Source organism: Thermogladius sp. KZ2Tp1 (assembly GCF_051131135.1).
Lineage (GTDB): Archaea > Thermoproteota > Thermoprotei_A > Sulfolobales > Desulfurococcaceae > Thermogladius.
Genome location: NZ_CP151274.1, coordinates 87410 through 110990, shown reverse-complemented (window position 1 = coordinate 110990; position 23581 = coordinate 87410). Strand labels below are relative to the sequence as shown.

At 53.6% G+C, this 23581-nt stretch carries 23 protein-coding genes; 12 read left to right on the top strand and 11 right to left on the bottom strand.

The window, feature by feature from the left end:
- Positions 1–50: 50 nt before the first annotated feature.
- The gene (locus tag WLZ34_RS00520; RefSeq protein WP_434731444.1) at positions 51–698 is read left to right on the top strand and encodes an ABC transporter permease; all 648 of its coding nucleotides are present in this window, start codon (positions 51–53) and stop codon (positions 696–698) included.
- Between the two features lie 47 nt (positions 699–745).
- Positions 746–1324, top strand: coding sequence for an ATP-binding cassette domain-containing protein (locus WLZ34_RS00515; protein ID WP_434731975.1), 579 nt, complete (start codon positions 746–748; stop codon positions 1322–1324).
- Between the two features lie 6 nt (positions 1325–1330).
- On the opposite strand, the gene WLZ34_RS00510 is transcribed toward WLZ34_RS00515, so the two are convergent.
- From WLZ34_RS00510 to pcn, 3 genes are all read right to left on the bottom strand, one after another.
- On the bottom strand, positions 1331–2491 hold the full coding sequence (locus WLZ34_RS00510; protein WP_434731443.1) for a PhoH family protein: 1161 nt from the start codon (positions 2489–2491) through the stop codon (positions 1331–1333).
- Positions 2492–2554: 63 nt separating this feature from the next.
- Positions 2555–3181 (bottom strand): hypothetical protein, encoded by a 627-nt coding sequence (locus WLZ34_RS00505; protein ID WP_434731442.1) that lies wholly within the window; start codon positions 3179–3181, stop codon positions 2555–2557.
- A 10-nt stretch (positions 3182–3191) separates the two neighbouring features.
- Positions 3192–3926, bottom strand: a complete 735-nt coding sequence (gene pcn, locus WLZ34_RS00500; RefSeq protein ID WP_428726487.1) for a proliferating cell nuclear antigen (pcna) — start codon at positions 3924–3926, stop codon at positions 3192–3194.
- A 60-nt stretch (positions 3927–3986) separates the two neighbouring features.
- Here pcn and WLZ34_RS00495 point away from each other — a divergent pair, with 60 nt between their 5' ends.
- The 4 genes from WLZ34_RS00495 to WLZ34_RS00480 are packed head-to-tail and all read left to right on the top strand — an operon-like array spanning position 3987 to position 7122.
- Positions 3987–4370 carry a dihydroneopterin aldolase family protein gene (locus WLZ34_RS00495; RefSeq protein ID WP_434731441.1) on the top strand — a complete coding sequence of 128 codons (384 nt, stop codon included), beginning with the start codon at positions 3987–3989 and terminating at the stop codon, positions 4368–4370.
- A gap of 1 nt (position 4371) precedes the next feature.
- Positions 4372–5100 (top strand): flavoprotein, encoded by a 729-nt coding sequence (locus tag WLZ34_RS00490; protein ID WP_434731440.1) that lies wholly within the window; start codon positions 4372–4374, stop codon positions 5098–5100.
- 2 nt (positions 5101–5102) lie between these two features.
- Positions 5103–6644 (top strand): dihydropteroate synthase-like protein, encoded by a 1542-nt coding sequence (locus tag WLZ34_RS00485; protein ID WP_434731974.1) that lies wholly within the window; start codon positions 5103–5105, stop codon positions 6642–6644.
- 58 nt (positions 6645–6702) lie between these two features.
- Positions 6703–7122, top strand: a complete 420-nt coding sequence (locus WLZ34_RS00480; RefSeq protein WP_434731439.1) for an EamA family transporter — start codon at positions 6703–6705, stop codon at positions 7120–7122.
- 3 nt (positions 7123–7125) lie between these two features.
- Here WLZ34_RS00480 and twy1 read toward each other — a convergent pair whose 3' ends face one another.
- A complete protein-coding gene (gene twy1 / locus WLZ34_RS00475) occupies positions 7126–8220 on the bottom strand; it encodes a 4-demethylwyosine synthase TYW1 (protein ID WP_434731438.1) in 1095 nt (364 codons plus the stop codon).
- A 168-nt stretch (positions 8221–8388) separates the two neighbouring features.
- Here twy1 and WLZ34_RS00470 point away from each other — a divergent pair, with 168 nt between their 5' ends.
- Positions 8389–10899, top strand: coding sequence for a sugar phosphate nucleotidyltransferase (locus tag WLZ34_RS00470; RefSeq protein ID WP_434731437.1), 2511 nt, complete (start codon positions 8389–8391; stop codon positions 10897–10899).
- 71 nt (positions 10900–10970) lie between these two features.
- Positions 10971–11627, top strand: a complete 657-nt coding sequence (locus tag WLZ34_RS00465) for a flavodoxin family protein (RefSeq protein WP_434731436.1) — start codon at positions 10971–10973, stop codon at positions 11625–11627.
- Between the two features lie 60 nt (positions 11628–11687).
- On the opposite strand, the gene WLZ34_RS00460 is transcribed toward WLZ34_RS00465, so the two are convergent.
- The gene (locus tag WLZ34_RS00460; protein WP_434731435.1) at positions 11688–12512 is read right to left on the bottom strand and encodes a sulfite exporter TauE/SafE family protein; all 825 of its coding nucleotides are present in this window, start codon (positions 12510–12512) and stop codon (positions 11688–11690) included.
- A 184-nt stretch (positions 12513–12696) separates the two neighbouring features.
- Here WLZ34_RS00460 and WLZ34_RS00455 point away from each other — a divergent pair, with 184 nt between their 5' ends.
- On the top strand, positions 12697–13917 hold the full coding sequence (locus WLZ34_RS00455) for a hypothetical protein (protein WP_434731434.1): 1221 nt from the start codon (positions 12697–12699) through the stop codon (positions 13915–13917).
- 7 nt (positions 13918–13924) lie between these two features.
- Here the strand turns inward: WLZ34_RS00455 and WLZ34_RS00450 are convergent, their stop codons facing one another.
- From WLZ34_RS00450 to WLZ34_RS00440, 3 genes are all read right to left on the bottom strand, one after another.
- Entirely contained in the window at positions 13925–14788 is an 864-nt protein-coding gene (locus WLZ34_RS00450; protein ID WP_434731433.1) for a DMT family transporter, read from the bottom strand.
- Between the two features lie 58 nt (positions 14789–14846).
- Entirely contained in the window at positions 14847–15791 is a 945-nt protein-coding gene (locus tag WLZ34_RS00445) for a carbohydrate kinase family protein (RefSeq protein WP_434731432.1), read from the bottom strand.
- Positions 15792–15852: 61 nt separating this feature from the next.
- On the bottom strand, positions 15853–16971 hold the full coding sequence (locus tag WLZ34_RS00440) for a sugar ABC transporter substrate-binding protein (protein WP_434731431.1): 1119 nt from the start codon (positions 16969–16971) through the stop codon (positions 15853–15855).
- A gap of 116 nt (positions 16972–17087) precedes the next feature.
- On the opposite strand from WLZ34_RS00440, the gene WLZ34_RS00435 reads away from it, so the two are divergent.
- Together WLZ34_RS00435 and WLZ34_RS00430 are read left to right on the top strand one after the other, a co-directional pair.
- Positions 17088–18638, top strand: a complete 1551-nt coding sequence (locus WLZ34_RS00435; protein WP_434731973.1) for a sugar ABC transporter ATP-binding protein — start codon at positions 17088–17090, stop codon at positions 18636–18638.
- A 16-nt stretch (positions 18639–18654) separates the two neighbouring features.
- A complete protein-coding gene (locus WLZ34_RS00430) occupies positions 18655–19632 on the top strand; it encodes an ABC transporter permease (RefSeq protein WP_434731430.1) in 978 nt (325 codons plus the stop codon).
- A gap of 12 nt (positions 19633–19644) precedes the next feature.
- Here the strand turns inward: WLZ34_RS00430 and WLZ34_RS00425 are convergent, their stop codons facing one another.
- From WLZ34_RS00425 to WLZ34_RS00415, 3 genes are all read right to left on the bottom strand, one after another.
- Positions 19645–20301, bottom strand: a complete 657-nt coding sequence (locus WLZ34_RS00425) for a transaldolase family protein (protein WP_434731429.1) — start codon at positions 20299–20301, stop codon at positions 19645–19647.
- Positions 20302–20311: 10 nt separating this feature from the next.
- On the bottom strand, positions 20312–20863 hold the full coding sequence (hxlB, locus tag WLZ34_RS00420; RefSeq protein WP_434731428.1) for a 6-phospho-3-hexuloisomerase: 552 nt from the start codon (positions 20861–20863) through the stop codon (positions 20312–20314).
- A 68-nt stretch (positions 20864–20931) separates the two neighbouring features.
- Complete coding sequence (locus WLZ34_RS00415; protein WP_434731427.1) at positions 20932–21630, bottom strand: DUF357 domain-containing protein; 699 nt, start codon at positions 21628–21630, stop codon at positions 20932–20934.
- 163 nt (positions 21631–21793) lie between these two features.
- Between WLZ34_RS00415 and WLZ34_RS00410 the strand changes: the two genes are divergently transcribed.
- Positions 21794–23581 (top strand): decarboxylase, encoded by a 1788-nt coding sequence (locus tag WLZ34_RS00410; RefSeq protein WP_434731426.1) that lies wholly within the window; start codon positions 21794–21796, stop codon positions 23579–23581.

Genomic DNA, 23581 nt, shown 5'->3' with positions numbered 1-23581 from the left:
GGCCACGCCTTTATCCCTCAAGAAGCATTTTTCCATCTGGGTGTTGAGCCTTGGAGAGCCTCCTCGACATCACGCTGAGAAGCCTGTGGATATCCGGGCTGGCTTCACTCGTATCCTTCATAGCCGCCCTTGCTCTGTCGTTCTCCCTGGCCCGTGCCCGGGAGAGCTTGGCTAACGTCGTCGCGGGCTTTTTAGAGTCGCTAGTTGGCGTCCCCACAACTGTCATAGGCCTCCTGACCTACATGCTACTTTACCCTAGGGGCCCTCTCGCCCCGCTGAACTTGCTCTACACTCCATGGGCTATCGTGATAGGCGAGAGTCTCGTCGCCCTGCCGGTCTCAGCGGTCGTTTTGTACAGGTCCGTCAGGAGGAGCCTCAGCGTAGTGAGCGAATTGGCAGCATCACTGGGCCTAACGAGCGGAGGCCTCTTCGGGATAGTGGCGAGGGAGATCATACCTGACCTCTTCACGTCTTACCTGGTGGGGTTCTCGAGGGCCATTGGGGAGCTAGGGGTCGCCCTCATCGCCGGCGGCGGGATTCAGGGGTACACGAACGTGCTCACTACTGCGATAGCCCTCGAGACGTCTATAGGAAATTACGAGGACGCCATTAGCGTCGGGCTAGTCTTGATCTCGATCACGGCCCTGATAACGTTAGCGTTGAAGACTATGGGTGAGAGGATTTGGAGGTCGTCCTAGAAGGCGTGAGCCACACGTACAATGGTAGAGAGTACGCTCTCGAGGAAGTGGGCCTGTCCATCGACGGCCCGGGGTTGTACCTCGTGGTGGGGCCCAACGGGTCGGGGAAGACCACGTTGCTGAAGATAGTCTCGCTCAACCTGAGACCCAGCCGAGGTCGCGTAATTGTCGACGGCTTGGACGCCTGGAACACCAGCAAGAGGGAGTTCGCCGAGTTAAAGAGCAAGTTTGTATACTCCCACGACAAGCCTATTCTACTACGGGGGACCTACTGGTACAACCTGACGATGGGGGGCAGGCTATCAGGTAGAGTAGACGAGGACTTCATGAAGCGTCTAATCGAGATCTTCGAAGCGGAGAAGCTACTCGAAAGGAAGTCGCGGGAGCTGAGCGCGGGGCAGGCAAAGCTCTGCTCGTTGATAAGAGCCCTGTCGATTAAAGCGGAGGTCTACGCGCTAGACGAGCCGTTCAATAGCCTAGACTCGTCCAACGCGTCCAGGCTCCTAGCGGTGTTGAGGGAGCTCTCTAATACGAAGGCCGTCCTCGTCTCGACACACTTCTTGTACGAGGGGCTGTTGAACTCGGCCAAGAAGACGATAAGGCTGATCAACGGAAAAATAGCCTGAGCAAACCTACCTACTGCTCTTCCTCTCCTCTCCGCGCTTCTCCTTGGGGGCCTCGACCTCTATGACTCTGACCCCGACCCCCATTAGCCTCCTCATAACCGCGTCGATGAACCTGACATGGGCCCCCTTCTGCCCCACGAAGGCGGGGTAGGCGTCCGATCTCACCTTGACTAGGAGGTCCGGGCCCGCGAAGTCGGCGTCGACGATGTGCTTGTGGATCCAGCCTATGGGGTGTATCGACCTCACCAGCGGCTTCAGGTCTAGCGTCAGCTCCACGGCGCGGAGTTTGAGGCCCGTGTCACTCTCGACAGCGGTTATCCTCTCGCCTCCCTTCCCTATCAACCTCCCGATGTAGCCTTCTTTGACTACTATCAGGGCGTCGGGTAGGCTCTCCGTCTTTAGCCCGACAGACTTCTTCTCGTCGATGAACTCGACAGCGGTGATTACCTCGGCGTCGGGGGCCCTGATCTTTACGGCGTCGACGATCATCTTCTCGCTGTCCTTCAGCTTCCTCGTCCTCAGCTTAGTCTCTAGTATCAGCTTAACCCCCCTGCGCGCACCGGGCCTGACTATGTCCTTGAGCCCGAGGTCGACGACTCTCGCCGACTCTTCGCCCAGGAGCACCTCTCTCAGCAGCGACGCGCTATCTCTACTCCCGTGCTCCCTCTGAAAGACCGGGTCTCCGGCCACGATGAGACGGCTGTTCCTGCCTATCCTGGTTATCAGCTCCACAGCGCTCTCGACGGACACGCTGTGGACGTCGTCTAGGAATATGACCGAGTCGTCGAACGTCCTGCCCCTCAAGTAGTGGGTGTCGGCTATGACGATCCTGCCCTGCTTGATCAGCTCCTTTATCTTCTCTACCTCGATGTAGCCGGACAGGACATCGCTCATGTAGTTCGAGGCGACATCGTAGTACATCTCTCCGAGCTCGACCATAGAGAGTTCCCGTCCGGTCGTCACGTCGACTACGGGCCTCGAGATGACGAACCTCCTGTACTCTCCGCTAAGAACTGCGTCGACACCGTAAAGCAGGCTGAAGAGGCTTTTACCAGACCCTGTCGGCCCGAAGAGGCCCACGATCTCGTACTTCTTGTTGGACAGGGCTATCTGCATCTCCTCCTGGCCCGGCGTCTGGGGTTTGAGGCTCTTGAACAGCTCATCCATACAGTTTTCCCTCGCGAGCTGATGAAAACGCAGCCTAGTTAACAGGATTCTAGTAAATAGCCGTTATAAGTTTTCGAGCAAATCGTGGACGGCACGCTCCTTGAGGCGCAGGGGGGCTAAGCCAGAGGCCAACCCCCACGCCTCTGCTAACAGCGCTTTCAAGACGGCCGGGTCGACACCGCCCTTCTCGAGGGACTTTTTGAGGCGGTCCTTGGACAGGCTGTCCGCCCACGCAATCATGAGCGCTAGCCCCTTCGCGGTATAGGGGTACTGACCTCTCACGACCAGCTTCGCGATCAACCCCTCTAGCGGGGGGAGCCTGACCTCGAGCCCGAGCAGGCTATACGCGAAAGACTCTCTAAGTAGCTCAACGTCAAGCCCGGCCGCAGCCGTCTCGATCACTAGGAGAGGGAGTGTGACGAGGTTTACAGCGGCAACCCCCTTCTCCTGCAACGATGCCCTCAGCTTTGCCTGTATGAAGCCCATCTGTGTCGCAGAAGTCACGGCTCGGGTAACATCGTCTTCTCTACCCGCGTCGACGAGCAACCTTACCTCTTCGAGGGGTTGGACAAGCCCGTAAAGCCCGGTGGCTAGGTCGTCCAGGACGACGTAGTTGACTCCGAGCTCTCTAAGCTTTCTCCCCACCCCTTCGACGAGCCTGAGCGTCTCCTCTAGAACCCTGCTCGTCATGTCAGTCCAACTACAGTGCGGGGGCTAGGAGGTACAGTATCTTCCCTACCCCAAGCGAGAACTCCAGCTGGAGCGGGGAGTCGGTACTGAACCTGACGGCTATGGTGTCGGATATTTTGCTAAGGCCGATCACAGAGGAGACGTAGGAGACTTGGTAACTGGCTTTACTCCTCTCCTTTACCTCGAGGGACACGAGAGCCGGCGACCCGATTTGGTACTTGGCCTCGACGGTCCCGGTACCCTTCCCCCTCACTATTAGGGCCTCCTCGGTCGCCTCGAACTCTATCTTCTCCGAGACGCTTTCCACGTCTTTGACCGCCTCCTTGAGGCCGCCCGCTATAAGCCTGGCGTCCACTTTAAACTCCAGGCTAGCGAGAGATATCTCGGGCGGCTTGACGTCGAGGTTCCTGAACCTGTAGAGCCTCTTCGTCGCAGAGACTAGCGTCAGCTCGACGTGCTCCTCGTCACCCTCGATGCTGAGCCTGTCCCCTTTCTTAGCCTTCCTGAACAGCTTGTTAAGGTTGGACAACGACACCCCAATATTGAGCGGGTCCTCTACGTTGTACTCGCTGAACGCTTCTGCGGGTAGCTCTATGTCTATCAGTGCGATATTGCTTATGTCCATTGCCGTGATCTTGAGCTTATCCTTTTGAAACTGGAAAGCCACTTCGTCGACTATCTTACTCAAAGCGTCCACGATCTCCTTGAAGTACCTCGCCTCCGGGTAAACCACTTTTATCAACACGCTACACCATACATGTGATTATACGTTGAGCCTAGGTAATTAAACCCAGTGGTCGGTTCTATGTCTGACCGGGCAGCTAATTACTTCAGCACCAAGGTGACCGAGAGAGACCGCGCGGTATTCGAGGCAGGCCTCGCGCTGGGCATGGTGGTTCACCAGTTCACGGGCATACCCTTGAAGAGCAACGAGGACGCAGAGCTGTTGGAAAGGCTCATCGAGAGGTCGATCTTGTCGCAGCCGTACAGGACAAAGGCGAAAGTCGCGATAAAGAGGAGGTTCGACCACAAGCCCGAAGACCCCTACGACTACAGCACCCTGAAGACGAGCGACCTCGACGTCCTAGTAGAGGTGAAGTACGGCAGGTTCGTGGTGAGGGCCAGGCTCAGGCGCGTTGAAGAGCTCGACTTCAACCTAGCCTACATAGAGGACATAGAGGAGGTGTGAGTTGAAGGGCATAGCCTGGGCTATAACCGGGTCCGGTGTCTTCATCAACGAGTCGCTGGAAGCCATACGAGCACTCAGGAGCAGGAATGTCCCGGTTACCGTGTTCGTCTCGAGGGCTGGCGAAGAGGTCTTGAAGATGTACGGTATGATTAGAATGCTAGAGGAGGTTGTGCGCGGCGAGTACCCGAACGAGGTGGTTTACGAGAGGGACGAGGGGCACAGCTTCCCGAGAACCGGTAGGTTGTACAAGGGCGTGTACAGCTTCGTGGTGGTCTCCCCCGCTACGATCAACACGGTGGCCAAGATAGTGCACGGTATAGCGGACTCACTGGTGTCGAACCTCGTAAGCCACGCGATAAAGACGGGTACCCCCGTCCTCGTGGTACCCTCCGACCTGAACGAGACAACGTCAAGGATACCGCTACTGATAGACCGCGACGCGTGCGAGTCCTGTAGCAGCTGCGTTGCGAGTACGGTCTGCCCCACAGGGGCTCTGAGCAGCGACCACGAGTTCAAAGTCAGAGTAGACTTGTTGAAGTGCACCCTCTGCGAGCTGTGTGCTAGAGCGTGCCCGTACGGCGCTATAAAGTTGAACGTCGAGATAAGGGTTAAGCCCCACCCTTACTACGTGGGCATCATAAACAGGTTAACCGAAATACCGGGGGTGGCAGTCCTCGAGAACCCGGGCCGCGTTCTCGACGTTCTCAGGGAGAGAGGTGTCTTTGCTTGAGGGTGCTTTTTGTAACCGGTAGGCTGGCTAGCGAGATGCTGAAGAGGGTGCTCGACGAAAGCGGCTTGAACCCCGGCGAGTACGACGTCTTAGTGGCCGATATAGACGTGGCAGCCTTCATGACGGCAACCTTTATAGGGCGGGTGCTCGAGCCCCGCAGAGACCTCATTCGGGGCTTCGACCTAGTTGTGGTCCCCGGCTTCACGCGAGGCGACCTATCTCAGGTTGCCCGCGAGCTCGGTGTTAGCATCGTTAAGGGGCCCCGGTTCCTCCAGGACATACCACTGTTTATCAAGGCCCTCAGAGAAGGCGTTAGGTTCTCTCCGGTAGACCCCGCGGACACGCTACTGGAGGGCTACAGGTCACAGCGCGAGAAGGAATTGGTTAAGAGAGTTGAGGAGAGCTCGTGGGAGAAGCGCGTTTTCACCATAGGGTCTGGCCCTGTCGCAAAACCGGTGTCTCGCGTAAGGCCACTCGTAGTAGCCGAGGTGAGCGACGCTGTGGAGCTAAGCGAGGAGGAGGCCGTCACCACAGCCAAGAGATTCGTCGAGAACGGCGCCGACGTAGTAGTCGTCGGAGGAGAAGCAGGAGAGGATAGGCCGGGAAAAATCGGGTCTATCCTCAGAAGGCTCCGCGGCAGGCTGGGCGTCCCGGTGGGAGTGGACGCCTACTACCCCAGCGAGGTAGAGGCGGCGATTAAGGAGGGCGTCGACCTGGTTTTAGTGTCAAACGGGGAGGTCCTAGACCTGGTGAGGCGGCTCGCACCCCGCGACACGACAGTCGTGGTCACACCTGGCGCATCTAAAGCGAGTGTGCAGAGCTCCATCGAAGGTCTAGGGGGGCTGGTGGGCGAGCTGAGGAGAGAGGGGTTCGCTAAAGTGATCGCGGACCCCGTACTCCACCCACCCCTCATGGGGTTGCTGGAGAGCATTAGATCGTACATCGACTTCAGAGAGAGGTTCCCAGATACCTCTCTCATGATGGGGGTGGGCAACGTCACTGAGTTCATCGACGCTGACTGCCACGGGGTCAACGCGGTCCTCGCCTCGATAGCCGTGGAGCTGGGGGTGGAGCTACTGCTCACAACCGAGGGGAGTACCAAGACGAGGGGTTGCGTAGGCGAGCTCGCGAAGGCCGTTAGGCTAGCCTCCATGGCTCGCTACGAGGGGAAGCCTCCAAAGGATTACAGCGTGAACCTCCTCTACCTGAAGAGCAAGAGGAGCCGGGAGGCCAGGGGCACTCTTCCCGTAAACGCCGTGACGGTTGGGCTACTAGAGCCCGTGAGGCTCGACCCTAGGGGCTTCTTCAAGGTCTGGGTGGACAGAGAGCACAACTGCATTGTCGTAGAGCACTACAGGACTGGTGAGAGCGGGCCCGACCACGTCTTCTGCGGTACAGAGCCGGTGTCTATAGGCAGGGAGATAGCCAGGAGGGGCCTAATAGAGTTGCTAGACCACGCCATCTACTTAGGTAGCGAACTACAGAAGGCGTGGATCGCGCTCAAGACAGGTAAGGACCACGTCCAGGACGAGGACTTGTTCTGAACACCCAAGCCTTTTATACTTGATACACGCATACTGGGCTTTGTTAACGGTGTCTTAAGTGGAGGACTGGCTTGTCTACGCACTCCTAGACGCCCTCATGGCCGCGCTCGCGACGATCTTAGCGAAAGTCGGGCTCTCTGGTGTGGACTCTGTAACGGCGACGGCGGTGAGGTCTGTTGTCATGATGTTGTTCACTGTAGGGTTCATGTTAGTGGTCCAAGGCCCAGGACTACTGAGGACCCTTACCTCGAGAGACGTTTTGTTCATCGTGTTGAGCGGTGTAGCCGGCGCGCTCTCGTGGCTTCTCTACTTTATGGCGCTCCAGAAAGGCCCTACTACTCCGGTTGTCGTTGTAGATAAGTCGAGCCTGCTTTTCGTTGTTGTGATGTCCGTTATTCTACTGAAAGAGTCTTTGACCGTGAAGAAAGCCGTTGCGACGGCGCTGATGTTCGCTGCTATCATCCTACTCAGTATGTGATTTTTAGTCCTCTCTCTCCTCGTACTCTCTAGTTAGTACTGGGCACCACTTCTCAGGGCGCTCTACCCCGCCGGGACAGCCCTTCCCGTGCCTAATAGGCTTGTCGATCCTGCTCAACAGCACGATCCTACTCGGTATGCTCTCGCTGAGCACCTTGTACCCCGTCAGCTCGCTCAGCCTCTGGGCTATCCTCCTTATGTCCTCGTGGTCGGGCATGTTCGCGAGAGTCAGCCTGCCCCTACTACCTCCGAGGAACATGTAGGCCTTGACCTCGATGTAGGTTGGGTTGCCTTTTTCTACCATCTTGGCAAAGCTCCTCAGAGCCTCCTCGTGGTCATTGTACCCTTTGACTATCGTGAACCTGAACACTGTGGGAGATCTGAAGCTCCTCACCATCTCGAGCGTCTCCTGGAATAGCTCCCAGGCTCTCGGGACGAGCGGCCTGTTGAACTCCTCGTAGGACTTCTTGTCCCACGACTCAATACTTATATAGAGCTGGGTCGGCTCCTCCTCTAGGTTTGCTAGCACGTCGGGTCTCGTACCGTGGGTGACGAGGAAGGTTGTTATCCCCCGCTTGTGGTACTCCTTAATGAGCTCGCCCAGCCGTGGGTAAAGGAGGGGTTCCCCCGTCAAACTTATGGCGGCGTGCTTCGGGTTCATAGCCTCCTCCACCCTCTTCTGGTCTGCCTTGGGGTTGCCCTTGAAGCCCGCCATTATCTCTCTGTGTACCTTGATGCTCTCCTCTACGAGGACCTCCGGGTCGTCGACCACTGGGACTCTCGTCTCGTCCCAGTGGAGGCCTATGTCCTCGGGCTGTATCCTCCAGCAGTGGAGGCACCTGTTCCAGCACCACGCGGCAACAGGTGACATCTGGATGCACCTGTGGCTCTCGATACCGTACCAGAGACACTTGTAGCAGAACCTGTTCCTCAGGACGGCCTCTTTGCTCCAGTGGCACCTCTTAACAACTCCTATAGTGCCTATGAAGTGGTATCCCTGCTTGACCATTCTCTCGTAGATAGCCCTGTACGCCGGGCTGCTGTTCCAGAACTCTTCCCTCTTCCTCTTCACTTCGCCCCAGTCTATGCTCTTTAGCACTGTTCGAAACACCCAACTCCTAGGATTAGAAACGGCTCTTATTAACTGTGTTGTCACGCTTTTATACCATGGAGCAAATAATCCTATCTGGGTCCCGCACGTGATGAGCGAACCCGTGTCAGAGCTTTTTGCCGTGAAGACGGTTGGCGTTGCTGAGGTGCAACCTGTTTGGTCAAAGCAGTTATAATGGCTGGAGGAGAGGGCTCTCGCCTCAGACCCCTGACAGTGACAAGGCCTAAGCCGATGATCCCTTTGGCAAACACGCCGATCATTGTAAGGCTGATCAAGCACTTGAAGGAGAACACGGGCATCAGCGACATAGGCATCACCCTTCACTACCTACCCAACGTAATAATGTCCCACCTCAACGACGGGGCAGACCTAGGGGTTAGGCTCCACTACGCTGTAGAGGAGAAGCCGCTGGGGACGGCAGGGGGCGTCAAGAACCTCGTCGATCTAATGGGCTGGGACGACACGATACTAGTGATCAGCGGCGACGTCGTCACGAACATCGACTTGAAGAGGCTGGTCGAGTTCCACTTCGATAACCAGGCCGACTTGACCATGGCCGTCAGGAGGGAGACGGATGTCACTAGGTTCGGTATCGTGGCGCTAGACGAGAGGGGGAGGGTGCTGAGGTTTAAGGAAAAACCGTCGCCGAACGAAGTCTTCAGCGACATCGTAAACACGGGTATCTACGTTATCGAACCCCACGTTTTCAAGAAGTTGGAGGCTAAGCGCAGTTTAGACTTCGCCTCCGACGTGATTCCCCGGCTCCTCGCAGGCAACTTCAGAGTCTTCGCCATGAGAGTGGACGACTACTACTGGAGCGACATAGGGGACATAGAGCAGTACAGGGCCACACACGTGGACCTCTTGTCCCGGAGGCTCGCACTACCGGGCGGGGTAGAGGGGCGAGAAATCAGGCCGGGCGTTTTCATCGGCAGGAACACGCACGTAGACGTCGAGAGGGTCATACCTCCTGTGGTGGTCGGTAACAACTCCAAGATCATATCCTCCACGTTGGGCCCCTATACTGTTGTAGGTAGCAACGTTGTGGTAGAGGAGGGCAGTAGAGTCGAGAACTCGATCGTTTTCGACAACGCCTACATCGGTAGCGCGAGCGTTGTAGAGGGGGCGGTGATCGGCGAGAAGGTCACTCTCGGAGACCACGTCGTCGTATCGGAAGGTGTTGTTATAGGCGACGAGACACGCGTAGGTAGGGGGGCAAGCGTAAAAGCGAGGGTCAAGATCTGGCCTATGAAGATCATCGACCCGTACACAACGGTCTCCTCCGACATTAGGTGGGGCGTGAGGTGGAGTAGGGTACTCTTCGAGCCCTGGGGCTTGACCGGTATACTGAATATCGACATAACGCCGGAGTTCCTCGTGAAGCTGGGCTCGGCTATCGGCAGTATAATGAGGGAGGGCGAGAGCGTGATAGCGGGTAGCGACATCTCGCCGGCCAGCCACGTAGGCTTACAGAGCATGATAGCTGGGTTCATGTCTGTTGGGGTCGGCGTGAGGTACGCCGGCTACACACCCCTCCCCTTTATCACTTTCGGCGTGAATAGGCTGGGGACGAGCGGCGGGGTCTACGTGAACACCTTACAAGGCGAGTACGCGAAGATCCGCGTCAAGGTCTTCGACAGGGAGGGCAAGTTCCTGTCCAAGAACTTGGCGAGGAAGATCGAGGACGTCTTCTTCCGCGAGCAGTTGAGGAGGTCTGCCGAGATAGACGCCGGCTTCCTCGTCGAGGAGAACGGGCTCGAAAAGCTGTACGCGGAGGAGGCGTCCACTCTACTCGACCTAGAGGAGGTTGATGGTAGTAAGCTCTCGAAAGTCCTAGTGGACTGCGGCGGTGGTGTGGTCTCCAAGGTTATAGCGGACGTCTTCTTCAAGGCGAAGCTCCCCCTGTACTACTCGAACTGTACAGATGTGAGGACGCCGAGGGCTATTAGGAGACAGGCCTTCACGGAGCTGGTCGACTCCAGCATAGCGATAGTGAAGGGGACAGGGTTCAGGCTGGGGTTCATCTTCGATAGCGACGGGGACAAACTAACGCTGGTCACCGACAGGCACGGCTTGGTCGCCGGCGACAAGCTCGTGGCATTAATGGCGCAGGTGGTCCTGACCGAGAGGCCTGGGAGCAGGGTACTCCTCCCAGAGACGACGCCGAGGGCCATAGTCGAGTTCGTGGAAAGGCTCGGCGGTAAAGTAGAGCTGGCCGAGACAGGGCTCATGGGCCTATCGGAGAAGATCAACACGTCCTACGCTCTGGCGGCGGACGAGAGGGGCTCTATAATCTACCCTGAGTTCCACTACGGTCCGGACGCTATATTCACGGCTATGAGGCTCCTGGTGTTCGCGAGCAGGTCCGACATCAACGAAGCTGTCTCGAGACTTCCCTTGATACACAGGGTGGTCAAGGAGATCTACCTCCCGTTCGAGAAGCGAGGCCTGTTTGCCAGAGAGTTAACGAGGGCCTTGGACATGAGGGAGATCGAGATGATAGACGGACTGAAGATATTCGACGAGGAGGTCGGCTGGGTCTACCTCAGGTTCTCGAGGACAGACCCCGTGGTCGAGGTAATATTCGAGCCCATAGAGGAGGGCAAACTGGAGTACATGATCAAGTCCGTGATGGACCTGATCGGGAGGGTTCTCGAAAAGATATAAAGGAGCTCTTCCGTCTTTAATCAAGCACTGTCACCTGCTCTCTCTACTCTCAAGATAGAGGGGTGGTCCTCGTGGTCAAGATCGTTATTGTAAACGGTAGCCCACACGAGAACGGGGCAACCAGCAAGTTGGCCAGGGTGGCTGCCAGGGGCGTCGAAGACGCAGGGGGGAGTGTCGAGGAGGTCCGGCTATACGCTTACAGGATAAACCCCTGCATGGGCTGCGTGAGCGAGGACGTCAAGAAGTGCTACTTCCCCTGCCCAGTATTCAACGACGACTTCAACGATGTGGCAAAGAAGCTCATCGACTCGGACGGGTTCATCTTGGCAACCCCGGTCTACTGGTACGCGTCGAGCGGGGTACTGAAGAACTTCATCGATCGCCTAACGAGCCTGGAAAACATGATATTCCATGCGGGTAGAAGCCTCCTAGACGGTAAGGTGGCGGGCTTTATAGCCGTTGGAGCTGACAGCGGGGTTATGATGGCGCTATCCTACATGATGATCGTTATGAACAGCATGGGAGTACTAATACCCCCCTGGGCGATAGCCTACACGCACAGCGTCGACCCGCTCGAGGACGAGCAGGCCGTTAGAGACGCCTACAACGTAGGTCTAAACGTGGTGCGGGCGGCCCTACTCGCCAGGAGAAGCGGCGGAGTCTGGTATAGACCAGACGTTCCTATAGACTACTTGAGGTCCGTGGACGTTGCTCAACAAGCCCGTTGAATACGGTTAAGCAGGGCCGTAAACACCGCGCTATCCTAGTAAAAGACGAGAGCTTTTTTATCATATCAAGCCTTGTACCTTGGCAAGCATGTAAAACCCCACAGACACGGTGATGAGACCGTATATAACCCTCAGCTTATCTCTAGGGGCCTTGACCGAGAGGTTTGTACCGAGGTAGCCCCCGACCACACCACCTAGAACGTAAAGGAAGGCTATGCTGGGTATAACGTGGCCGGTTAACGCGTACTCGACCCCGCTGGCTACGCCGAACGTGCCGACGCTTATCAGGCTCGTACCGATGGCCCTGGTTATGCAGAGACCGGCCGAGAACATCAGGCTTGGGACTATTAGGAAGCCTCCCCCGATCCCGAAGTACCCGCTGAGCAGCCCTACGAGGAAGCCGAAAAACCCTACCTTGATGGTCGTAGCCTTCGTTATCACCCGGCACTCCTCGAACGCCTTGACCACCCTGTCGACCTCGTGGATAGTCCCAGCCCTCGGGGACTCCCTCCTCGCGGCCATGTAAACACCGAGCGTGATCATCGCTATAGCGAAGTACGTCAACAAGCTCCTCCCCGGCGTGATCCTCCCCAGGTAGGCGCCCGTCAGAGAGCCGAACAAACCAACCCCGGCGAACACGAGGCCTATACAAGGCGAGACGTTTCTCTTCCTTAGATGTATGTAGGAGTTGACGTAGGCGTTAACACCCACAGCAAGAGCTGTCGTGCCTATCGCCACGTGCGCCGCGTCGGGGGAGTTCTCGAGCCCAACGAAGTAGAGTAGTAGCGGAACAGCGAGGATGGACCCCCCTCCCCCTACCAGTCCTAGAGAGAAGCCGACTATCAGCCCTGAGACTAGGGACGCGAGTACTTCGTAGAGGTCCACTTTGGGTCACCTGTTAACATAAATTGGAAAAGGATATTACATTTTCGCCTTACGTCAGAACCCCCATCTATGCAGTGGTAGTACTGTATGAGCAATAACCCTGATTTGACTGCGCATCATAGGCGTGATAAGGTATTTATCTCTCAGGCACGAAGGAGACTTTTAAGGCTCGGGGAGGGGCCTCGTGATCAAAGTATTTGTCGCCTCCTCTAAGCTGGGGCTGGAGTTCGGCTCGCGCCTCTCGAGGGACGTGGAGCAGGGACTCGCGTCGAGGGGGCTCGGGGGCCTGTTTGCCGGGCTGGTCACGGAGACAGAGCATGTTAGCAGGCTGACCGACTGCGACGTAGGCGTTGTGGTGGTGGCCACGGGCGGCACTGAAGAGCTCATCGTGGCCCTCGGCGAGAGGTGCCAGCTAACGTACGTACTCTACCACTACGCCTACAACAGTCTCCCGGCCACGCTCGAAGCCGCGGCTCTCCTCAGGAGGCGTGGAAGGAGGGTCAGGCTCGGCGAGTACAGGGGCCCCGAGGACGCCGCCGGGCTCGTCGAGAGAATTGTGAGGGTCGTCGAGGGCGTGAACACCCTGAGGGGTTGCAGGCTCGGCGTCATCGGGGGTGTCAGCCCCTGGCTCGTCTACAGCCGCGTCGACCCCGAGGTGGTCAAGAAAAAGCTGGGCTCCGAGGTCGTCTACATACCCATGGAGGAGCTTTTGAAGGAGTTCGACGCGTCGCCGCCTCCACCCGGAGAGTCCGTGTTGAAAGAGGCGAGAGAAGTGCTCGTGGACAGCGTCGAGGTCGAGAAAGCCCTCCGCCTCTACACCGCCCTCGAGAGTCTCGCCAAGAGGCACGGTCTATGCGGGTTGACCGTAAAGTGCTTCGACCTGATCACGCTTAGGAGGGTCACGGCCTGTCTACCAATGGCGCTATTCAACACCCGGCTATTTCCTGCGGCCTGCGAGGGGGATGTCCCGCTACTCTTGTCCATGGCGCTCGGCGAGCTCGTGACCAGGCAGCCTGTCTTCATGGGGAACCCGGCGGTAGTGAGGAGAGACGTGGTGCTAATAGCTCACTGTACAGCCCCCCTGGTCTCCTCGTTCAGGCTGATGACGCACTTCGAGTCAGGTCTCGGCGTGGGAGTCAGCGTCGACTACCCAGTCGGGGCCGAGGTGACCGTGTACAGGCTCACCCCCGACCTCGAGACCCTCAGGGTGGGCGTTGGGAGGGTCAAGCAGTGGTCTTGGCGGGGCGATATGTGTAGGACGCAAGTGCTACTAGAGATGAAGGGGGCTGAGAGGATCGTCAGGGAGAGCATTGGTAACCACTACGCGCTAGTACTAGGAGACTGGTCCAACGAGCTGTCACTAGCCGGGGAGCTACTCGGGCTGAGAGTCGAGGAGCTGGAGTAGTAGGACGTCACACCCACACCAACATAACGCTCGCGATCACGCCCAGCCCTAGTAAGACCTTGTACGGCTCTAACACCTGGCCCAACACTAAGTACGCGAGGATCGAGGCCCCGATCGGCTCTGTGAAGACTATGCTCGTTACGATGTTCGACTTGAAGAACCCGAGCAGGTAGTTCATGAGCGTGTGACCGCCGATCATCGGCACCAGGGCCAGGAGTAGAGCGAACAGGATTCTGTGAGGCGTGTCTATTACCTGGAAAGAGCCCTTCACCAGGCTGTAGAGGAGCGCGGTGAGAGAGGCCGTGGCGTATGTGGGTATCACGTACTCTACTGTACTGAGGCCGAACCTGGACCTCGCGACTCTACCGAGTAGGAAGTACGAAGCGACGAAGAGGCTCGATGTCATAGCGTAGACGTCTCCCTCCGATGGTTTGAGGCCGGGGCCGCCCAAGAAGAGGTACAGGAACGCTGCACCGGACAGGAGGCCGACCACCTCCCTAGCCCTGACCTGGCCTCCAAGGGCTAGCCTCTCCATCACGAGCAATAGAAGAGGATAAGTGTCGACCAGCAGCGTGCTCTCGAAGACTGGTACGAGGAACAGGCTCTCCATCCACAAGGCGAAGTGCAGCCCCAGGCAAACACCTGAGACCGTCGAGACCGCGAGAGCTCTGGGGTTCCTGGGTCTAACAAACCCCCTTCTCGAGAGCAACAGGAACACCGTGGCGATAAAAAGTCGCCAGAAAGCCGCCGAGCTTGCGCTAAGACCTGAGAGTAAAACAAGTACGCTAGCCGAGGATATCGAAAGAGAAATCACAAGCAATAGTAAGAGTAAAACAACAGTATCTCCTGACACTCCATACTCGGAGTCCATCAGAGAAGCTTGATCAGCACTTCTCGAGTTCATAAATGTTCGAAAGTTGGCGAATTTCTTATAAATTTAATTGGAGACCGCGTTTTTGCAAGAACTCCCTCAATTCATGTAAACGAGGCATTCCGGTCTGGGCACCTAATTTAAGGCATTTGAGAGCTGCGACCGCGTTGGCCACTATAGCCGCGTCTTTTAAATCGAGTTGCCTCAAAAAGTACGCATACACAAATCCAGCATTAAAAGCATCTCCAGCACCGGTTGTATCCACGGGATTGATCGGGAATGCGGGGGTTTCAATAACGCCATTTTCGTGAACTATTAGGCTACCTTTTTCACCTCTAGTAACGACTACGACCCTGGGTCCATACTTTAGCATTTCTTTAGCTGCTTCAACTAATGACTCCTTTTTGGTCAAAGTCTTGAGTCCTTCCTTGTTTGGCATCAAGATATCAACGTTCTCTAGCAATGGTTTTAATCCTTCTAGACCGTACTCTATTGCTACGTGCTTTTCGAGGTCGAAGGTCACAGCTGCTTTTTTCTTTTTTGCGATCTTGGCGGCCTCAAGCGAGGGTTGAATTTTGATGGCCGAGGTGTGTAATACTTTCGCCTCGCTTAACATTTTCTCTAAGCCGTCTCGGATCTCATGAAAATCGGGTACATTCAGCTTAAGGAAAGGATCCATATATGCTTGTTTCTCCCCTTTCTCATTTACCACTATTATGTTTACAGGTGTTCTCGCATCTCTCCTCACGAGTAATAACGATGTGTCAACACCCTCCTTTTCGAGAGCCTTAATAAGAAACCTCCCGAAATCATCTTCTCCCACACCACCCACAAATGCTACATTCACTCCCAGCCTAGCTAATCCAACTGTAAAGTTTGCTGTTACCCCGCCCGGGAAGATCTGCTTATCCTCGATATAGATTTTCTCGTCTGTCTCGGGGAACCTTTTTACTTTAACAGTCCAATCAATACAAACTTCGCCCAACCCTACGACTTCAACCAAAACCCTTCCACCGGGAGGGTTTCTTGAAATAAAAAATGCATTATGGAAGTTATAATCCTTGTTAACAGGGCTCGGCGTAGTAGGATGGGGCTTGTATTCCTGGGTTGCTCGGTGTTAGCTGATTTAGCAGAGTCGATAGCTCGTTGTACCCGACGGTTAGGTAATCGATCTTGTTGGCAACGACTGTAGCGTTGCACGGTAACACACTGTAGATCGGTGTGTTAACGTACGCCTTAGGTGGTAAATTGACCTGCTTCGACCAGATTGCGTAGCCAGCCCAAACTCCCCAGTAACCCATTAGGTGCGGGGTCTGTGTAACGCTCATGGACACTACGCCTTGTTTAATCATGTTCAACCAATCGGATGGCTGTGCGTCGAAGCCGCATACGTATTTATCCTGCCCAGGTTTGTATCCCGCGTCTTGTAGCGCCTTGACTATGGCCATGGCTTGTAGGTTGTTCGTTGCAAACCATACGGTAGCTTGGGCCCCATAAGATGCCACAATAGTCTGTGCCTTCGAATAGCATTCCTGGAAGTTGTCTGGGTCTACCTCTACTTCGGCCAGGATTTTGACCTTACCTTGATCGACCAGAGGTTTAAGAGCGTCCATGAACCCTTGGTACCGCAGGTAGCTTGTAGGGATACCCGGTAGACCCTTAAATATTATCACGTTATAGGGTGGGTTAACGCCCCTTTCTTGGAGAGACTTTAAGAAGTTTTCTGCGACAAACTTAGCTGCGTACCGGTTGTTGGTGCCGAGGTAGAGGTCCCTCGCTGTCTGGTCGGGGACGTCTCTATCAACTAGGATGACTATAGTGCCTGCTTGTCTAAGTTGCTTTAAGATATCTTGTACAGCATCCGAGATTGGTCCCACTATAGCTACGTTTGGTCTCAAGCTGATCGCATTTTGCAACTGTGAAATTTGCTGATCAAGCGTGGTAGCGTCAAACCTCTTGTACTCGATGGTTACACCTTTCTGGGACTGCACGTCCTTTATGGCCATCTCAATGCCATGGGGTACCAAGTCCCACCACGGGTTTCCAGGGGCTGGATCGAAGAAGTATATGGTCAACTTCTTAGGGGTAGCCGTGTAAGTTGTGTAATACCAGGCACCAACCCCCGCGATCGCTACAACTGCTATGATTATTCCAACTATTGCGTATTTAGATATACCTCTCATACTTCTCCCCTTTACAAAAGTTCTTATACATGCTAAGTATATAAACATTTACGTGTGTTTATCAAATGCACATAAATTTTTTAACACTACGTATATAGAAATTAACGTGAACGTGAATATGGTGGGAGATCCATACGCTGAGGTGTAAAGACGCTCCAATTCTCGAGCTAAGAGGTATTTCGAAATCTTTTCCCGGGGTTAAAGCACTTGACAACATCGACTTAGACCTATATCCTTGCGAGATTCACTGCCTGCTAGGCCAGAACGGTGCTGGTAAATCCACACTACTAAAAATAATAGCAGGAATAATATCTCCTGATAAAGGAAAAATAACATTCGAAGGCAGAGAGGTATCGTTTAAAAGCCCACGCGAGTCTAGAAAGCACGGCATCGTGCTCGTTCACCAGGAACTAACGGTCTTACCGTCTCTAACGGTGCTGGAAAATGTAGAGTTATTAGGAGAAATGTCTTCATGGTCAGTTATTACACCTTTTAACAAGCGGGTGTATACCGATAAGGTCAAGAGCGTATTTGAGTCCCTAGGTGTAAGGATAGATCTCAACGAGAAAGTAAAGGACCTAAGAGCTTCTGAAAAGACATTGACGCAAATAGCCGCGTCTTTAACTATGAATGCCAAGCTATTGTTGCTCGACGAGCCTACGAGTCCCTTAAGTAGAGAAGAGATAGAACATTTATTCAAGGTTATGAGAAGGCTAAAGGAGAATGGTATTAGCATAATCTTCATTACTCACCGTGTGGAAGAAGCCTTCGAAATTTGCGACAAGATATCAATATTGCGGAATGGCGTTAAACTGGGTACTTTTCCGGCAAGCAAGCTTTCCCGGGAAGAGGTTATAAGATTGATGATCGGTTCTGATCTGTCGGAGTTCTACTATATAAAGAGCTCGACAACGCAACCTGCCGGGGAGGGTGCTGTACTCTTGTCTGTGAGAAATATGTCTACAAATCCTCTTAAACCTGTAGAGGTGAGGTTGAAGAATATTAGCTTCGATCTGTATAAAGGCGAGATACTAGCGGTTTTAGGATTGCTGGGCTCTGGAAAAACTGAGCTTGGGAAAAGCCTTGTCGGCCTTCAATATATAGAATCCGGCACTATCTATATTGAGGGGAGGCCTGTAATAATAAAATCGCCTGTCGACGCTAAGAGGTATGGTATAGTTTACTTGCCTGAGGACAGGAGAAACGAAGGTCTTTTCCTGAGTAGGCCTATTCTTCATAACATGACTATCTCTTCGTTAGACAAATACTCGCGTTTATTCATAATAGACGGTAAATCCGAGTTGAACGATTCAATGAAAGTCTCAAAATCTTTAAACTTAGTGTTTGCGACGTTGCTTGACAGGGTTTTGAAATTGAGCGGCGGTAACCAGCAAAAGGTTTTGCTAAGTAGGGCACTATTGGCAAACCCTAAAATTTTAATACTAGACGAACCAACGATCGGAATTGATGTTGGTTCAAAGCACGAGATTAGAAGGCTAGTGTACAACATGGTCAGAGACAGGGGGATCTCGGTGATTTGGCTAACCAGCGATGTGGACGAGGCGCTTGGAGTGAGTGATAGGATCATGATACTTCATGACGGGAGAGTCAAAAACATTTTAAAGAACGAGAACTTAAATCGCGAAGTGTTGATTAAAATGTTGTAAATGAAGGTGTAGCCGATTGCGGAAAGGATCCACCGAATATCTTATGAAAATCCTTAGCGAGATATATGGTAGAGAGATCCTTAGGCCAATACTTCCAATATTCCTGCTCATCATCATAGGAAGCATAATGGTTCCAGAAAAGTTCCTCACCTTAACAAATGTGAAAATTCTACTTATGCAACTTACTCCTCTAGCCGCTATAGCAACTGGGGAGATGCTTGTCATATTGACAGGTGGTGTCGACCTTTCTCCAGGATCTGCACAGGGCTTCACTGCAATGTTAGCTGCCCTAATATACATATTGACAAAGAATTTTTCATTGGCAGTACTGGCGGCTCTAGCGATGGGGTTAGTCATTGGTGCGATTAACGGGGTGCTCGTAACAAAGCTGAAGATATTTTCGTTTGTCGCAACTCTGGCTGGTCTTGCTATATGGAGAGCAGTGGATCTCTTCATCAGTGGAGGGAAGCTAATATACGGTTTAACGCCCTGGGATATATTCACTTACTCTATTGCTGATGTAATACCACTAGGTTTCCTTGTAATTGTGATCGTTGAGATAGCGGTGTATATAATGCTTCAATACTCCATCTTAGGAAGATACATTTATGCTATGGGTAGCAACGAGGAAGCATTAAGGCTATCGGGGGTTCGGGCAGACCTAGTGAAATTCATGGTGTTCACCATCGCCGGTCTAATGTATGGACTTGGTGGTGTCCTTATTATAGGAATGTCCGGTCTAGCTGTAGACCCGTGGACGGCGAGGGGCAACGAACTGAGTGCGATTGCCTCCTGCGTACTGGGAGGCATACTCTTGACAGGTGGTGAAGGGCATCCTCTCGGGGCGTTCTTTGGGGCTGCCCTCTTAACACTAATAAGCAATATACTCATATTGCTAGGCTATACAGAGTACTACATACAACAAATAATAACGGGTGTGATCTTAATAGGGGCAGCGACAGCCTTGTCGAGAGGTCTAAGGTATGTTAAGTAAGACCATTTTTGTTTAAAAAACAATATTTCTCCATATATTATTCATTTCCTCGACTATTTCCAATGTTTTCTTGCTTTTAAGGATTTTTCTTAAGAGGTCAAACTTTACAGTGACGGCATCAGCACCTACTAAAAAGGCTCTCACTATTTGTTCCCTACTTCTAATGCTGGCAGCTATGATCCTAGTAGCTGAATTATTTAGTTTATAGATGCTGGCAATTTGCTTAATTAGGCTTATGCCATCACCCCCTAGCTCGTAAACCCTCGTGACGAAAGGTGCGATATAGTCTACCCCTATTTGGTTGGCAACCACTGCTTGGTCCACAGTAGTAACTGCGGTGAGAGTAACTCTTACACCTCTTCCTTTAAGGATACTAGCGGCCAAGATCCCTTCTTCTGTGGCGGGTATTTTTATAATCATTTTTTTCTCGTTGATGGAGAAAACTCTTAGCGCGTTCTTTACCAGCTCGTCTGCGTTTGTTCCAGGGACCTGGACATGAAATTCATTTTCCACTAACGGCTCGAGCTCCGTTATAAGTTCGATGAACGACCTTTTCTTTATATCGACGCCTTTAAGCAAAAATGGGTTCATCGTAACGCCATATACTAGCCTGTTTTCTACTGCCCACTTGATCTCTTCGGGGTTAATACTGTCAAGGTAAATCCTCATTTCTAACACCCTACTCGACATTTGCGTGCTTCTTAGCTATTGTTTCCTCTGTAGCCCCTATCTTCTCCATCAACTCAGATGCCACCGAATCTAATACAGCCATAGCTGTTATGTCAAACAGTGTTGTAAAGGGGGCAAGGCTCTCTCTTTCAATGATCTTCGTCTTCCCAGGCACCTTTACGACCAGGTCGGCAATTTTCCCCAGACTACTCTCTGGATGAGCAGTTATAACAACAAGTATGGCTCCAACCTCCTTTGCTTTTTTCCCTATACAAACCGAGGATGTGGTCTCACCACTACCTGATACAATAACGATCGCGTCTCCGCTCTCAACACTAGGATTTATAGTCTCTCCGATCACGTACGATTTAAACCCTAGATGCATCAATCTTTGCGCGAAAGCCTTGGCTATAAGTCCTGATCTCCCAGCCCCGTAGGTGTAGATCTTGTTAGCTTTCAGTAAAACTTCGACGAACTTTTCAATTTCTTTGGTATCAACCTGCTGCTTTGAAGATATCAAGTTATCGATTATCTCCTCTAGAGTAGCTAAAAATCTCTTCATAGCCTGACCGCCAAAGCCATTATCACGGACTGAGAGATATTAAATTTTACCACACAGGTGGTGTAGTATTACAAAATATTACTAGAACGTTGTATTTGGCAAACTCTTTTTATTATACCTCTTGTGCTGTAGAGTTCCCCGCCAATTCTTTCGGGAAGCTTGAGTATTTCTATGTCAAATAAGCCCCTCTTTCGAATTTCGTTTTTTAATTTTTCTGGTGTTATCCACTGGTCGGGCCCTAGTAGTATTATGTCGGGTTTTATGTGCTCGACGGGCTTGAGGAAGTCCTCCTCGTCTCCGAGGACGGCCGTGTCCACGTACTTGACCGCGCTGACTACCTCCAGTCTCTGTTGCTCGGGTACCACCGGCTCTCTCCCCTTAATTCTTCTTATACTACTGTCCCTCGCGACTACAACGTGGACTCTACCCAGCTCCCAGGCCTTCTTCAGTAAGTGGAGATGACCAGGGTGCAGTATCTCGAAGGCGCCTGCTACGAGTACCTTGGGCCTCGCCAGCAGCTTGGATAATGGCTCCCACTCGAAGCTGGCCTTGCCGAGCCTCTTCAGGGCGTCTAGGAGACCCTCGGCATACGCTATACAAGCCAGGCTCGTGAACACGTCACCCTTCTCGAGGTAGTACTTTGAGTCGCTCAGGTACGTCCTCGCGAGCTCGACTATCCCCCGGGACTCCTCGTCTAGGCTCATACTGCTGAGAGTGTTTATCGCCTTTTCGACGTTCAGCACGTACGCTCTCACACGCTCCTCCAAAGCGAGGCACCACTATAGTGATCCAGGCTAGCATACTGATTAATTAGTAGACCCGGTAATATCCCAGTATTACAATCGGGTCATCTTTATAAACTAGTCTAACATACGTAGTGGTTGATAAAGCACGTGGGGTTTTGGCGGCTGGGAGGGGAACCCCTGAGAGATGTCAGATAGCGAGTGGAGCGTTGAGCTGGCCAGGGAGCTATACGGATTGAATAACTACATGAGACAGGAATTCATCGACGTCGACGACGAGGGCTTTCTTGTGGTAAAAGTCAACGGTTATAGAGCCAGGCTACTCGACCTCATGAAGAAGTACGGGTTGTCAAACGCCTACGTTCGTGTACTCCCCGCGATCCGCTGGGCAATGGACCAGGTTGTGAGGGCCTACCTGGAGGCCTCAGAGGAGGCCCAGTACAGAGGGAGGCTCATACCCGTCTACCCGCTGAAGGTAGACGCCAACCCTGTGGTCGTCGAGACGATTTGGAGGCACGGGCGCCGCTACAGCTGGGGCTTTGAGGTAGGGACTCTCCAGGAGCTGAAGAGCATCGAGAAGTACCTTAGCGAGGAGACGGGCGTCCTCGTAGTAGACGGCTTCAAGACCAGCGAGGAGCTCGAGGCTCTGAAGAAGCATGCCGAGAGGGGCTGGCGGGTCATACTCACCATCGAGAGCGAGAGAGAGGCAGAGCTGGCTGGGAGGTTCCTCGACTCTATCGAGGTCGGCGTCAGGCTGAAGCCTATGACTCGTACAGGCAGCAAGTGGAGCTTCACGATGGGCTTCGCGTCGAAGTTCGGGATGACGCTAAACCACCTAATGATGATGGTCAAGGACTTCCCGTTCTTGAAGAAGGCGTTGACCACAATACACGTACACGGGGGGTCGCAGATAACGGACATAAAGGCGGTGGCCAGGCTGGCGCACGAGGCTGTCAGCATACTAGAGGACTTACGCGAGTTGGGCTTCGAGAACTTGAACGTCATAGACCTGGGCGGAGGCATGGCGTACCCGTACTTGGATTTGAGAGACGGGTCTCACGAGTCCCCCAACTACACGGTAAGGGACTACTTCAAAGCTGTACTAAGCGCGTTCAGGAAGAGCAAGAGACACCCAGACCTCGTCTTCGAGAACGGGCGCATCATAACCAGCGCTCACAGGGTCGTAGTTGCCAAGGTGCTCGAGACTAGGGAGTACGGCCCAGAGGAGTACGAGGAGAGCCTGGACTTGGACTTTATCGAGAGAGCGAGGGACATGAAGGAGCTTGAGAGAAGCCTGGTCGAGTTCAGAGAGGTGCTTGCCAAGATGGAGGGTAAGGAGGAGTGGGGTATACGGGCCAAGCATATCATTGAGACCACGAGAGCCAGGATGATAAACAGCGTTGTTTCGAAAGTGGTGAGGATGGTGGTCGACGGCCCCTTGGAGTTGAGCGAGGTCCTCAAGTACCCGACCCTGTTCAAGATCGTGACCTCGCCGAGTAAGAGGTTCATCGTCTCCTACAGCCTTTTCGCCGATATACCTGACAAGACGATAGTCAACCAGTACTTCCAGGTGGTGCCCCTCACACGCTTGAACGAGAAGCCCCACGTACTAGCATCGCTGAGCGACTTGACGTGCGACAGTATGGGGGAGTACAGGGAGTACTACTCCTATGTCTCGAGGGTCTACGACAAGAGGCAGGCCTTTACAGGCATGGACAGTAGACTAATGGCTGTGCCTGGCGTTAAGGTGAAGCTGGGGGGCATACCGCTACACCTGCCCTCGAGCGGGGAGGACTACTACATCGCCTTCCTGGACACCGGCGCTTACCAGGACATGCTAGCGATGAAGCACAACCTGATCGGCGAGCCACCCGAGATCATTATCGACGAGTCTAGCGAGGGTGAGCTGAGAGTCGAGTGCTTGAAGTGCGAGACCAAAGGCTACACGGACATGAAGACGGCCGGCCAGGTCTAA